The sequence below is a fragment of the Vogesella sp. LIG4 genome (genome assembly GCF_900090205.1).
In the GTDB taxonomy this organism is placed as follows: domain Bacteria; phylum Pseudomonadota; class Gammaproteobacteria; order Burkholderiales; family Chromobacteriaceae; genus Vogesella.
In genome coordinates this window covers 1,006,558-1,019,785 of the sequence record NZ_LT607802.1, presented here as the reverse complement: position 1 = coordinate 1,019,785, position 13,228 = coordinate 1,006,558, and the positions used below count along the sequence as shown (strand labels likewise).

Here is a 13,228-nt window from a genome sequence, read left to right as displayed (position 1 = left end):
AGGGGCGGGGGACGGGATCACCAGGCTGGTGGCGCGGGCGCGCCGCCGGCAGACAGCATTTAAGTTGGCCGCAAGCCTGCTTGCGGCTACGTTAACTTTGAAAGTGGTAAACCATGACCAAGATCGAACGTGCGCTGATCAGCGTTTCTGACAAAACCGGCGTGCTGGCATTTGCCCAGGCACTGGCCGGCTTTGGCGTTGAAATCCTTTCCACCGGCGGCACTTCCAAGCTGCTGCGCGATGCCGGCGTGCCGGTGATCGACGTATCGGACTACACCGGCTTTCCGGAAATGCTGGACGGCCGCGTGAAGACCCTGCACCCGAAAGTGCACGGCGGCATCCTCGGCCGTCGCGACCTGCCGGAGCACGTGGCCACCATGCAGGAGCACGGCATCGGCAACATCGACCTGGTATGCGTGAACCTCTACCCGTTCGAAGCCACCATCGCCAAGTCCGACTGCACGCTGGAAGACGCCATCGAGAACATCGACATCGGCGGCCCGACCATGGTGCGCTCCGCCGCCAAGAACTGGCAGCACGTGGCCATCGTGACCGATGCCGAAGACTACGTGGCGCTGGTTGACGAGATGCAGGCCAATGCCGGCAAGCTGTCCAAGCTCACCCGCCTGAACCTGTCGAAGAAAGCCTTCACCCACACTGCCGCCTACGATGGCGCCATCTCCAACTACCTGACCAGCCTGGCCGAAGGCGTGGACAGCGGCGTGCCGGAACGCTTCGCCTTCCCGAACCGCCTGAACGCCCAGTTCATCAAGGTGCAGGACATGCGCTACGGCGAGAACCCGCACCAGGCGGCCGCCTTCTACCGCGACCTGGACCCGGCTGCCGGCTCCATCGCCAACTACCGCCAGCTGCAGGGCAAGGAATTGTCCTACAACAACATCGCCGACGCCGATGCGGCGTGGGAAGCGGTGAAAACCTTCGACGCCCCGGCCTGCGTGATCGTGAAGCATGCCAACCCGTGCGGCGTGGCCATTGCCGCCGACACCCTGACCGCCTACAAGCTGGCGTTCGCCACCGACACCACCAGCGCCTTCGGCGGCATCATCGCCTTCAACCGCCCGGTGGATGCCGAAACCGTGGAAGCGGTAACCGGCCAGTTCCTGGAAGTGCTGCTGGCACCGGCGTTCACCGATGAAGCCAAGGCGCTGATCGCGGCCAAGAAGAACGTGCGCGTGCTGGAGATTCCGCTGGAAGCCGGCGCCAACCGCTACGAACTGAAGCGCGTGGGCGGCGGCGTACTGGTGCAGACCCCGGACATCCGCAACGTAGGCCTGGACGAGCTGCGCGTAGTGACCAAGCGTGCCCCGACCGAACAGGAAATGGCCGACCTGCTGTTCGCCTGGCGCGTGGCCAAGTACGTGAAGTCCAACGCCATCGTATTCTGCAAGAATGGCCAGACCGCCGGTATCGGCGCCGGCCAGATGAGCCGCGTGGACTCCACCCGCATTGCCGCCCGCAAGGCGCAGGATGCCGGCCTGACCCTGCAGGGTGCCGTCGCTTCCTCCGATGCCTTCTTCCCGTTCCGCGACGGCATCGACGTGATCGCCGAGCAGGGCATCAAGGCCATCATCCAGCCGGGTGGCTCCATGCGTGACGACGAAGTATTTGCCGCCGCCGACGAGCACGGCATCGCCATGGTGCTGACCGGCGTACGCCACTTCCGCCACTAAGGCTACGGGGCGCTGCGCGAGCAGGCGCCCTGATTCGTTTTGTTTTTGCAGGCGGAACGCCCCTGGCGGGGCTTCCGCCCTACAGAGAGAAGCCATGAAAGTACTTGTCATCGGTTCCGGCGGCCGCGAGCACGCGCTGTCCTGGCGCATTGCGCAGTCCCCGCGCGTGTCCAAGGTATTCGTGGCGCCGGGCAACGCCGGCACCGAGCTGGATGCCTACCTGACCAATGTGCCCATCACCGCCATTGCCGAGCTGGTGGAATTCGCCCGCGCCGAGAAGGTGGAGCTGACCGTGGTCGGCCCCGAGGCGCCGCTGGCCGCCGGCGTGGTGGATGCCTTCCGCGCTGCCGGGCTGAAGATCTTCGGCCCGACGCAGTTCTGCGCGCAGCTGGAAAGCTCCAAGGATTTCGCCAAGGCGTTCATGAAGCGCCACGGCATCCCCACCGCCGGCTACGAAACCTTCAGCGATGCCGCCGCCGCGCATGACTACGTTGGCCGCAAGGGCGCGCCCATCGTGATCAAGGCCGACGGCCTGGCCGCCGGCAAGGGCGTGGTGGTGGCGATGACGCTGGACGAAGCGCATGCCGCCATCGACGACATGCTGGTGGGCAACAAGATGGGCGATGCCGGCGCACGCGTGGTGATCGAAGACTTCCTGCAGGGCGAGGAAGCCAGCTTCATCGTGATGGTGGATGGCGAGCACGTGCTGGCCATGGCTACCAGCCAGGACCACAAGCGGCTGAAGGATGGCGACCAGGGCCCCAACACCGGCGGCATGGGCGCCTACAGCCCGGCTCCGGTGGTTACCCCGGAAGTGCATGCCCGCGTGATGCGCGAGATCATTCTGCCCACCGTGCGCGGCATGAAGGCCGACGGCCAGCCGTACACCGGCTTCCTGTACGCCGGGCTGATGATCGACGCCAGCGGCAACCCGTTCACCATCGAGTTCAACTGCCGCTTCGGCGACCCGGAAACCCAGCCCATCATGGCGCGCCTGAAGTCCGACTTCACCGTGCTGCTGGAAGCCGGCGTCAACGGCAAGCTGGATACGGTGGAAGCCGACTGGGACCGCCGCGTGGCGCTGGGCGTGGTACTGGCAGCCGAAGGCTACCCGGACGCGCCGCGCAAGGGCGACCTGATCAGCCAGATTCCGGCCGACAGCGAAGACACCATGACCTTCCATGCCGGCTCCAGCTTCGATGCCGGCGGCCAGCTGGTGACCAGCGGCGGCCGCGTGCTGTGCGTGGTGGGCCTGGGTGACAGCGTGAGGATTGCCCAGCAGAAAGCCTACGCCGTGGCCGACCAGATCCAGTTTGCCGGCAAGCAGCTGCGCCGCGACATCGGCAACCGCGCCATCGGCCGCCAGAAGTAAACGTTGGCCGCATGGCAGACAACGGCGCCTACGGGCGCCGTTTCTGTTTTTGGCCAGCGGTGTTTGCTGTCTAGACTGAAAGCGTATTGCCAGCGGGGGAATGGTCATGCGCCTTCTAGCATTCGGCCTGTTGTTGCTTGCCGCCACGGCCTGGGCGGCCGATCCGGTCACGCTCAGGCTGCTCACCGAGGACTACCCGCCGTTCAATATGCTGGCGGCCAACAGCCAGATCAGCGGCTCCGCCACCGATATCGTGCGCGAGCTGATGCAGCGCAACGGCATCCGCTACAGCATCGAACTGCTGCCCTGGCTGCGCGCCTTCAACCGCGCGGTGCTGGAGCCGGGCACCTGCGTCTACTCCACCACCCGCACCGACCCGCGCGAAAGCCTGTTCAAGTGGATAGGCCCGGTAGCGGAAAACCCGTGGGTGCTGTACGCGCGCAGCGACAATCCACGGGTGCCCAATACCCTGGAGGATGCGCGCCGCTACCGCCTGGGCGGCTATGCCGGCGACGCGGTGGCGCAGTACCTGATCGCCCGCAATTTCGACGTGGACCTGGCCAACAGCGACGAGCAGAACGTGCGCAAGCTGCAGGCCGGGCGCATCGACTACTGGGCCACCGGCAAGTACATCGGCGCGCAGCTGGCGGCGCGCGAGAAGGCCGGCAATATCCGCCCGGTGCTCACCTTCAACACCACCTTCATGTACCTGGCCTGCAACCTTGGCCTGAGCGACCAGCTGGTGGGCCAACTCAACGACACGCTGCACAAGATGCAGAAAGACGGCACTGTCGCTAAAATCAACGCCCATTATCTGCGCGACTGAGCGGAACCCGGCCCGTGGCCGCATGGTCTGTCCAGCTTGCTTGCCCTATTGCCACCCACGTGAGAACACTGTTGCCGCAACTGCCCCGCGCCGGCGCGCTGCATGCCGCCCGCGCCCGCTTCCGCCACGGCGGTGTCCTGGCCTATGCCACCGAGTCCTGCTTCGGCCTGGGCTGTGACCCGTTCAATGTGCGCGCCATCCGCCGCATCCTCGCCATCAAGGCCCGCCCCAACCACAAGGGGCTGATCGTGATTGCGGCCAACCTTGAACAGCTGCGCCCGCTGATCCGCCCACTGACGCCGGCACAGCTGGCGGTGGTGAACCGCTACTGGCCCGGCCCGTACACCTTTTTGCTGCCGGCCTCGCGCCGGGTGCCGCAGCTGCTGCGCGGCCGGCACGACAAGATCGCGGTGCGCATCACCGCGCACGGCCCGGCTGCCGCGCTGTGCCTGGCGCTGGGCTCGCCGCTGGTGTCCACCTCGGCCAACCGCGCCGGGCAGAAATCGCTGCGCAGCGCCCGTGCCTGCCGCCAGGAGTTCGGCGAGCAGGTGCTGACGCTGGATGGCCGCATCGGCAAGCGCCGCAAACCTTCCACCATCATCGATCTGGACAGCGGCCGCGTGCTGCGCTGATCGCAAGGAGCCAATGTGCAGGAAATTTCCATGTTCAGCCTGATCGTCCACGCCAGCCTGCCGGTGCAGCTGGTGATGGCGGGTCTGGTGCTGCTGTCGCTGTTGTCCTGGGGCATCATCTTCAACAAGCTGGTGGTGCTGAGCCGCACCCGCCGCGCCACCCAGGATTTCGAGCAGAAATTCTGGAGCGGCGTGGACCTCACCAGCCTGTACGAGACTTCGCGGGTGAATACCGACGCCTCCGGCAGCGAGAAGCTGTTCCAGGCCGGCTTTGCCGAATTCCTCAAGCTGCGCCGCCAGAACGGCATGGATGCCTCCGACCAGCTGGACGGCGCCCGCCGCGCCATGCGCGCCGCCGCACAGCGCGAGCTGGATGCGCTGGACCACCACAACGCTTTCCTCGCCACCGTGGGCTCGGTGAGCCCGTATATCGGCCTGTTCGGCACGGTGTGGGGCATCATGCATGCCTTCATCGGGCTGGGTAATGCCGGCCAGGCCACGCTGGCCACCGTGGCGCCGGGTATTGCCGAGGCGCTGATCGCCACCGCCATCGGCCTGTTCGCGGCGATTCCGGCGGTAGTGGCCTACAACCGCTTTGCCGCCGATGTGGACCGTCTGGCCGGGCGCTTCGATGCCTTCATGGAGGAGTTCTCCAACATCCTGCAGCGGCTGGCGGCACGCTAAGCCGGCTTGCTGCGTACAAGGCAAAGCCGCTCACCTTCGGGTGGGCGGCTTTTTTCATGTGACGGTACCGATGCGTAGGGCGGAAGCCCCAGCGGGGCGTTCCGCCGCATGCGGCCAACGTTGGGCATCGTCGGCGGAACGCCCGGCGTTACCGGGCTTTCGGCACGTAGGTTGCGGTTGAGCGAAGCGAAGCCCAACGTTTACCGCGGCGCCTTGTTGGTGTTGTCGGGGGTGGAATCCGCTGCGCGGATGTTGATTGAAGTCGCCGGTTCCGCCCGGCGTACGGGGAGGGGGGCGTGCCGCCTCCCCCTCCACCCCCGCTCGCCGGATGATTCAAAAAATCAATGGTGGTCCGCGAAACCCCGTCAAAAACGGCACCCGCAAGGCGCGGCCGAACTCGCCGCGCGCTAACGTCGCGCGGCTCAGACAAAGCGGCCGCTTAAAACCTTGCGGATACCGTTTTTGCCGGCGCTCCCCGTGGGGCAGTTTGGGTGCCTCACAACGTTGGCCGCATCCTTGTGAACTTGTTGCTGCGGCCAACCCTACCCTGCAAAGCGACCAGTTGTAGCCCGGATAAGCCGTAGGCGAATCCGGGGCACGGCTACAGGCAAAAAAATGCCCGTCGCGCAGGCGACGGGCGAGTGCTGGGACACAGCAGGGTCAAACAAAAATCAGGCGCGGCTGGTGGCCGGGCGCAGCGTGCTGCTGCGCGCCCACGGGGTGCCGAACATGCGGGCGCGTACCCAGCCCACCGCCAGCAGCAGCGCGGTCAGCACGCCGGTGCCGATCACTTCGATGCGATGGTCCGGGCGAATCGCCATCAGCACCACCACGGCGCAGATGAACAGGATCACTGCCCAGGTCAGCCACGGGAACAGCCACATCTTGAATGCCGGGGCTTCGCCGGCGGCGATCATGCGCTGGCGCATGCGCAGCTGGGAGATGGCAATCACCAGGTAGACCAGCAGCGCGATGGTGCCGGAGGTGGCCAGCAGGATGTCGAACACTTCCTTCGGCATCAGGTAGTTGGCGATCACGGTGAGGAAGCCCACCACCATGGAGCCCAGCACAGCCTTCTGCGGCGTGCCGTTGGGGGCCACGCTGCCGAACTGCTGCAGTGCATCGCGGCGGGTGGCCAGCGAGTACAGCATGCGCGAGGCGGTATACAGCGCCGAGTTCAGGCAGCTGGCCACCGAAATCAGCACCACCACGTCAACAATCGCCTTGGCATTGGGGATGCCGATCAGCTGCAGCGTGCGCTGGTAGGAGCCTTGCGCTGCCAGTGCCGGGTCGTTCCACGCCACCAGCGCGGTTACCACGAAGATGGAGCCCAGGTAGAACAGACAGATACGCCATACCACCGAGTTGGTGGCCTTGGTGATCTGCTGCTGCGGGTTGTCGGATTCCGCCGCGGCAATGGTGACGATCTCGGTGCCGAGGAAGGTGAACATGGTGGTGAGCATGGCGCCCAGCACTGCCTGGAAGCCGTTGGGCATGAAGCCGCCGTGGCTGAACAGATTGGCCACACCGCTGACCTGGCTGCCCGGAATCAGGCCGCAGATGGCGGCGCCGGCAATGGCCAGGAAGGCAACGATGGCGATCACTTTCACCAGTGCGAACCAGAACTCGAACTCGCCGTAGTTCTTCACGCTGAACAGGTTGGTGATGGTCAGCAGCATGGTGATGCCCAGTGCGAACAGCCACATCGGCACGCCGCTGAACCAGGTGTGCAGGATGGTGGCGGCGGCGTTGGCTTCCAGCGGAATCACCAGCACCCAGAACCACCAGTACAGCCAGCCGATCATGTAGCCGGCCCAGTGGCCGATGGCGCGGTCGGCATAGGTGGAGAACGAGCCGGTATCGGGCGAGGCCACGGCCATTTCGCCCAGCATGCGCATGACCAGCACTACCAGCAGGCCGGCAATGCCGTAGGCCAGCAGTACGGCGGGGCCGGCTTCGGCGATGGCGTGGCCGGAGCCCACGAACAGGCCGGCGCCGATGACGCCGGCAATCGACAACATGGTGACGTGACGTTGCTTGAGCCCGTGACTCAAGCCGGAGGAGGGTGCACTCATCAACTATTACTCTCTATTGATCCAGGGAAGGCCGCGGGTACGGCCCTTGTTTTTTTATTGTCATGTTTGCATTGGGGGGAATGCAGGCCGGCAGTGTAAGGGGCCATTGGCGATATAATTAGACCCAATCGTGTTTTTCTGATGGAGCCAATGGCCCGTGTCCACCTTGCCACCCGCCGCCAGCAGCGGTAGTTCGCCGCTGCTGGCCGACCTGTTGCAGCAGCAGTTCGACCCCGCCAGCCACGAGGCCAACAACCAGCAGCTGTACCGCCTGCTGCGCGACGCCATGCTGCAGGAGCAGCTGCCGCCGGGGCTGCGGCTGCCGTCGTCGCGCCAGCTGGCCAGCGAGCTGGGCGTGGCGCGCAATACGGTGATCCACGTCTACGAAAGGTTGGCCGCAGAGGGCTATGTCAGCGCCGGCGTCGGCCAGGGCACTTTCGTGCTGGATACCCGCCCGGACCGGCTGGTAGGCCACGACACCGCACAGCCTGCCGCAGCGCCGCCGGCGCTGGCGGCCATTTCCGGGCGCGGCCAGGCGCTGGTGGCGCAGGCCGGCGCCGCCGAGCGGCAGTGGGGCGCCTTCATGCCCGGCGTGCCGGAGGTGCGCACCTTTCCAGCGCGCATCTGGATGCGGCTGCAGAACCGCCAGTGGCGCAAGCCGCAGCCGGACCTGCTCACCTACGCGGTGGGGCCGGGGCTGCCGGCGCTGCGCCAGCAGCTGGCCGACTACCTGCGCAGCTCGCGCGGCGTGCGTTGCGCGCCGGAGCAGATCATCGTCACCAACGGCACCCACGCCGCCATGCAGCTGGTGTCGCTGCTGCTGGCCGACAGCGGCGATGCGGCCTGGGTGGAAGACCCCGGCTACTGGGGCGTGCACAGCGTATGGCGCAGCGCCGGGCTGAACACGCTGCCGGTGGCGGTGGACGAACAGGGGCTGAAGCTGGACGAGGGCATGCGCCAGGGCGTGCCGCGGCTGATCTACGTATCGCCCTCGCACCAGTACCCGCTGGGCGCGGTGATGAGCCTGGCGCGGCGGCGCCGGCTGCTGGCCTATGCGCGGCGCCACAACTGCTGGATCGTGGAGGACGACTACGACAGCGAATTCCGCTACGGCCGCCCGCCGCTGCCCTCGCTGCAGGGGCTGGATGCGCACGGGCGGGTGATTTATCTCGCCACCTTTTCCAAGGTGATCTACCCGGGGCTGCGGCTGGCCTACATGGTGGTGCCGGAGGCGCTGGTGGAAAGCTTCCAGACCGGTTTGTCCGAGCTGTATCGCGGCGGCCAGTACCTGACGCAGGCGGTGCTGGCGGATTTCATTGCAGAGGGCCACTTCGTCGCCCACATCCGCCGCATGCGTCAGCTGTACGCGCGGCGGCGCCAGGCGCTGCTCACCGCCATTCGCCAGCATTTCGGCGAGCGGTTGCCGGTGCATGACGGCGCCGCCGGCCTGCACCTGGTGCTGGGGCTGCCGCAGGGCAGCAACGACCAGGCGCTGTGCGAGGCGGCGATGGCGGCCGGCATCCTCACCCGGCCGCTAAGCCAGTACTACCGCGGCCCGCAGCCGCAGCCCGGCCTGCTGCTGGGCTATGCCCACGTGGACGAGGCTGACATCGCCCGCCACTTCGCCACCCTGGCGCGGGTGATCCGCCACGGTTGCGGGCTGTAAGGTTGGCCGCAAGGCCGACAAGACAGCGGGCTGCTAGCGGGGTTGCGACGCGCTGATGGGTGCCACCCAGCGCTGGCCGCCGGGTGGGGTGCGCACCACGGTGTCCGGGCTGAACAACGCGTGGCCCTGCTTGTCCTGCAGCTGGTAGCTGCGTGCCAGTTTGGCGTAGAAGCCGCTGCGCGCCAGCTGGCGGATGGCCTGGTTGAAGCGCTGCCAGGCTTCCGGGCTGCGGAACGACAGCGAGTACAGCGTGGGCGGGAACAGCGCGTGGCTGCACACCGGGCGGATGGCGCCGGCCGGCAGCGACAGCTGCGGCGTCAGGCCGAGAAACACGAACAGGTCGGAGATCACCACATCGCTGCGGCCGGTGTACAGCAGGTTGCCGAGAATGGGCTGCGGCGATACCTCGGTGTAATCGTGGCTGTCGCGCGTCATGGCGGCGTACTCGGGGCCGAGAAAGCGCTGCGCATTGTGAAAGGCCGCCACCCGGTAGCGGGTCAGGTCGTTGATGCTGCCCAGCCGCAGCCGGCGCTCGCACAGCGTCAGCGCCATATTGTGGTAGGCGATATAGGGCACCGACACGAAGGGGCCGTTGCGCGAGATGGCGGCGTCCACCCGCCCTTCGGTCAGCGCCTGCTGCGCGCGCTGGTTGGGCATGAACACCACCTGCGGCTCGTAGCCGGCATTGCGCAAGGCGGTGGTGACCAGCTCGTATTCGATACCGGCGTGCTTGTCCTGCAGGATGTAGGGAGGTTTGTGCTCACCCAGCGCCACCACCAGCGGCAGCGGGGCGGCAAAGGCACTGGCGGCCAGGCTCGTCAGCCCGGTGAGCAGCAGGCAAAGACGTAGCAGCTGGTTAACCATGACCGCTATTGTAAATGAGATGTACTAGTAATCGACAGCGCGTCAGGCATCCGGCAGGCACAGTTGCGCCAGATCAAGCGATGCTGCGGCCGGTTGTGGCGTGGCAAGCAGCGTGGAGGAGTGGGCAGGGTAAAAAAAGGTGCGGCCGCCCCCCGGCCGCACCCCGAAAAAGCATCAACGCAGACGCATGATGGTGGATTTGAGCTCGGTGTACTTGTCCAGCGCGTGCAGCGAGTTGTCGCGGCCGTTGCCGGATTGCTTGTAGCCGCCGAAGGGGAAGTTCATGTCCGCCAGCTCGTCGTAGCAGTTCACCCATACCGTGCCGGCGCGCAGGCGGCTGCCTACCGCGTGCACGCGGCCGATGTCGCGGCTCCACAGCGCGGCGGCCAGGCCGTAGTCGCTGTCATTGGCCAGGCGGATGGCATCCTCCTCGTCGTCGAAGGGCACGATCACCAGCACCGGGCCGAAAATCTCCTCGCGCGCGATGCGCTCGTCGCCGCTGGCGCACTCGAACACCGTGGGTTGCAGGTAGCAGCCGCCGTCCTGCGCCAGGCGCTGGCCGCCGGTGAGCAGCGTGGCTTCGCTGCGGCCCAGCTCGACATAGCGCGCCACGTTGTCGCAGTGAACGCGGTCCACCAGCGCGCCAAAGCGGGTGGCCGGGTCCAGCGGGTGGCCGGGCACGCAATCGGTGGCTACCGCCAGCAGCGCCGCGCGGAAGGCGGGCAGGATGCTGCGCTGAACCAGCACGCGCGAGCCGGCGCTGCACACCTGGCCCAGGTTGTAGAAGATGGCAAACGCCGCGCTGCTGGCGGCCTGTTCGATATCCGCCACGTCGTCGAACACGATATTGGGCGACTTGCCGCCCAGCTCGGTCCACACCCGCTTCATATTGCTGTCGGCGGCGGCGTGCAGGATCTTGCGGCCAACCGCGCCGGAGCCGGTGAAGGCGATGCAGTCCACGTCGGCGTGGCGCGCCAGCAGATCGCCCACCTTGCCGTCGCCCGGCAGCACGTTCAGCACGCCGTCCGGCAGCCCGGCCTCGCGCGCCAGCGCGGCGATGCGCAGCGCGGTCAGCGGCGAGCGCTCCGACGGCTTGAGCAGCACGCTGTTGCCGGTGGCCAGCGCCGGCGCCAGTTTCCACATCGCCATCAGCAGCGGGTAGTTCCACGGCACGATGGCGCCGACCACGCCTATCGGCTCGCGGGTGACGGTGCCGAGAAAGCTGCCGTCGCCCGGAATCACCTCGCCATGCTGTTTGTCGATGGCCTCGGCGTACCATTCCAGGCAATAGAGGGTGCTGGGCAGGTCGATGGCGGTGGTGTCGCCGATGGGCTTGCCCACGTCCAGCGTTTCCAGCAGCGCCAGTTCCTCGCTGTGCTCGCGCAGCAGGGCAGCCCAGCGCAGCAGCACCGCCTTGCGCTCGCGCGGCGCCAGTCGCGACCAGCTGCCGGCCTCGAAGCTGCGGCGGGCGGCGGCTACCGCACGATCCACGTCGGCACTGCCGCAGCGGGCGAATTCGCCCAGCAGGCGGCCATCGGCCGGGCTGATGCAGGGCAGGGTTTCGCCGTCGGCGGCCCAGCTGTAGGCGCCGTCGATGAAGGCGCGCAGTTCGACGGGCAGCGCGGCGGCGCGGGCTTGCCAGTATGCAAAGTTCTTGTCCATCTCGGTTCCTTGTTGGTCAGCGTCCGGTCAGTGAAGGCGGCTTACTGCCCCGGCGCCGGAGCCGGAATTTCGATCAGGGTAGGCTGGCGGCGGCCGGCGGCGGCCTGCACCGCCGCCACGATGGCGCCGTTGCCGATGACACGCTCGGCGTGCCAGCCATAGGCGCGGGCCAGTGCCACGAAGTCCGGGCTGTGCAGGTCCACGCCCAGCGGCGTTACCGCCACCGCCTGCATCGCGGCGCGGATTTCGCCGTAGCAGCGGTTGTTGAGCAGCAGCACGATCAGCGGGGTGTCGCTTTCCACCGCGGTGCCCAGCTCGGCCAGGGTGAACTGGAAGCCGCCGTCGCCGGCGAGGCAGATCACCGGTTGCGGCGCGGCGGCCAGTGCGGCGCCTATCGCCGCCGGCAGGCCGTAACCCAGCGCGCCGAAGCCCACCGAGGCGTTGAACCAGTGGCGCGGCGCCAGCGCATCGAAGCCGAGGTTGCCGGCGTACACCAGGCGGGTGGAGTCGCCCACCCAGCGCGCCTGCGGCAGCGCGTCGCGCACCTGGTGCAGCAGCGCCAGGTCGTCGCGGCTTTGCGCGTCCAGCTGCTCGGCAAATCCTGCACGAGCCCGCGCCGCGCGTTCGGCGCCCTGGCGGCTGGCGCACGGCCCGTTCAGCAGCAGGCAGAGCGCGGCCACGCTGGCGGCGGCGTCACCCAGCAGCGGCAGGTCGGCGGCGCGGTTGCGGAACAGCTGCTGCGGGTCGATATCGATGCGGATCAGCCGCCCGGGCAGCGTGAAGCCGCCGTCGGCGTACATGTCGTAGTCGGTGGGGCCGATCTCGGTGCCGATGGCCAGCACCACGTCGCTGCTGTCGATCAGCGCGCGCGCCGCCGGCAGCGACGGCGTGCAGGACAGCGCCAGCGGGTGGCCGGCGGGCAGCACGCCGCGCGCGTTGATGGTCATCAGGGTGGGCGCATCCAGCAGCTCGGCCAGCCGGGCGATGTCGGCGGCAGCGGCGGTGGCGCCGCCGCCCACCAGCAGCAGCGGCCGGCTGGCTTCGCGCAGCTGTTTGGCGGCCAGTGCCAGCTCGCCGGCCGGCGCGGCGCCACGGCTCAGCCGCGGCGGGCGCAGCGGCAGCGGCAGGTGGTCGGCCGGCGCCGACATCAGGTCCAGCGGAATCTCGATATGCACCGGGCGCGGCCGGGCGCCGTCGAACACCGCGAAGGCGCGCGCCAGCACCTGCGGCAGCTCCTCGGCGCGGGTCAGGCTGTGGCTGAAGGCGCACACCTGGCTGGCCAGCGCCTGCTGGTCCGGCAGCTCGTGCAGGTAGCCGTTGCCGGAGCCCAGCTTGCCCAGCGCGTTGACGCCGGAGATCACCAGCATCGGCACCGAGTCGGAATAGGCCTGGCCCATGGCGGTGAGGGTGTTGGTGAGGCCGGGGCCGGAGATCACCAGGCACACGCCGGGCTTGCCGCTGACGCGGGCGTAGCCGTCGGCCATGAAGCCCAGGCTCTGCTCGTGGCGGGCGGTGATATGGCGGATGGGGCTGTCGGCGAGGCCGCGGTACAGCTCCACGGTATGCACGCCGGGGATGCCGAACACGGTATCCACACCGTATGCGGCCAACAGTTCGGTCAGGTAGACGCCCAGGGTTTTCATATTGCGCTCCTTTCTTGAGTCGTAGAGCGTGCTCACGATCTAGCGAGCTAGAGCGAGACAAGGCGAAACCGGCTGAGGAAGCGGAATTGACATGGAGTCAATGCGCATCCCTG

10 protein-coding genes are annotated in these 13,228 nt (G+C 67.5%); 6 read left to right on the top strand and 4 right to left on the bottom strand.

Annotated features, from left to right (window positions below; translation table 11 throughout):
- The first annotated feature begins 113 nt into the window (after positions 1-113).
- The 5 genes from purH to tolQ all read left to right on the top strand — a co-directional run bounded on the left by purH (position 114) and on the right by tolQ (position 5,205).
- Complete coding sequence (gene purH, locus PSELUDRAFT_RS04840) at positions 114-1,691, top strand: bifunctional phosphoribosylaminoimidazolecarboxamide formyltransferase/IMP cyclohydrolase (RefSeq protein ID WP_088965770.1); 1,578 nt, start codon at positions 114-116, stop codon at positions 1,689-1,691.
- 94 nt (positions 1,692-1,785) lie between these two features.
- Positions 1,786-3,063, top strand: coding sequence for a phosphoribosylamine--glycine ligase (gene purD, locus PSELUDRAFT_RS04835; RefSeq protein WP_088965769.1), 1,278 nt, complete (start codon positions 1,786-1,788; stop codon positions 3,061-3,063).
- Between the two features lie 106 nt (positions 3,064-3,169).
- Positions 3,170-3,889, top strand: a complete 720-nt coding sequence (locus tag PSELUDRAFT_RS04830; protein WP_197693934.1) for an ABC transporter substrate-binding protein — start codon at positions 3,170-3,172, stop codon at positions 3,887-3,889.
- A 71-nt stretch (positions 3,890-3,960) separates the two neighbouring features.
- A complete protein-coding gene (locus tag PSELUDRAFT_RS04825; RefSeq protein ID WP_179947569.1) occupies positions 3,961-4,521 on the top strand; it encodes an L-threonylcarbamoyladenylate synthase in 561 nt (186 codons plus the stop codon).
- A gap of 24 nt (positions 4,522-4,545) precedes the next feature.
- Entirely contained in the window at positions 4,546-5,205 is a 660-nt protein-coding gene (gene tolQ / locus PSELUDRAFT_RS04820; RefSeq protein WP_369800107.1) for a protein TolQ, read from the top strand.
- Positions 5,206-5,876: 671 nt separating this feature from the next.
- Here tolQ and gabP read toward each other — a convergent pair.
- Positions 5,877-7,280, bottom strand: coding sequence for a GABA permease (gene gabP / locus PSELUDRAFT_RS04815; RefSeq protein ID WP_088965766.1), 1,404 nt, complete (start codon positions 7,278-7,280; stop codon positions 5,877-5,879).
- 157 nt (positions 7,281-7,437) lie between these two features.
- On the opposite strand from gabP, the gene PSELUDRAFT_RS04810 reads away from it, so the two are divergent.
- Positions 7,438-8,946: a PLP-dependent aminotransferase family protein gene (locus PSELUDRAFT_RS04810; RefSeq protein ID WP_088965765.1), complete on the top strand. Its 1,509-nt coding sequence runs from the start codon at positions 7,438-7,440 to the stop codon at positions 8,944-8,946.
- 33 nt (positions 8,947-8,979) lie between these two features.
- On the opposite strand, the gene PSELUDRAFT_RS04805 is transcribed toward PSELUDRAFT_RS04810, so the two are convergent.
- The 3 genes from PSELUDRAFT_RS04805 to PSELUDRAFT_RS04795 all read right to left on the bottom strand — a co-directional run bounded on the left by PSELUDRAFT_RS04805 (position 8,980) and on the right by PSELUDRAFT_RS04795 (position 13,115).
- Positions 8,980-9,810, bottom strand: coding sequence for an ABC transporter substrate-binding protein (locus tag PSELUDRAFT_RS04805; RefSeq protein ID WP_088965764.1), 831 nt, complete (start codon positions 9,808-9,810; stop codon positions 8,980-8,982).
- Between the two features lie 174 nt (positions 9,811-9,984).
- Entirely contained in the window at positions 9,985-11,472 is a 1,488-nt protein-coding gene (locus PSELUDRAFT_RS04800; protein WP_088965763.1) for an aldehyde dehydrogenase, read from the bottom strand.
- Between the two features lie 41 nt (positions 11,473-11,513).
- Positions 11,514-13,115, bottom strand: a complete 1,602-nt coding sequence (locus PSELUDRAFT_RS04795) for a 5-guanidino-2-oxopentanoate decarboxylase (RefSeq protein ID WP_088965762.1) — start codon at positions 13,113-13,115, stop codon at positions 11,514-11,516.
- Positions 13,116-13,228 lie beyond the last annotated feature (113 nt).

What these genes read in the sequence shown, in the direction of transcription:
- purH (WP_088965770.1), top strand. Translation starts at nt 114, where the DNA reads ATGACCAAGATCGAACGTGCGCTGATCAGCGTTTCTGACAAAACCGGC.
- gabP (WP_088965766.1), bottom strand. Translation starts at nt 7,280, where the DNA reads ATGAGTGCACCCTCCTCCGGCTTGAGTCACGGGCTCAAGCAACGTCAC.
- PSELUDRAFT_RS04830 (WP_197693934.1), top strand. Translation starts at nt 3,170, where the DNA reads ATGCGCCTTCTAGCATTCGGCCTGTTGTTGCTTGCCGCCACGGCCTGG.
- purD (WP_088965769.1), top strand. Translation starts at nt 1,786, where the DNA reads ATGAAAGTACTTGTCATCGGTTCCGGCGGCCGCGAGCACGCGCTGTCC.
- PSELUDRAFT_RS04805 (WP_088965764.1), bottom strand. Translation starts at nt 9,810, where the DNA reads ATGGTTAACCAGCTGCTACGTCTTTGCCTGCTGCTCACCGGGCTGACG.
- PSELUDRAFT_RS04795 (WP_088965762.1), bottom strand. Translation starts at nt 13,115, where the DNA reads ATGAAAACCCTGGGCGTCTACCTGACCGAACTGTTGGCCGCATACGGT.
- PSELUDRAFT_RS04800 (WP_088965763.1), bottom strand. Translation starts at nt 11,472, where the DNA reads ATGGACAAGAACTTTGCATACTGGCAAGCCCGCGCCGCCGCGCTGCCC.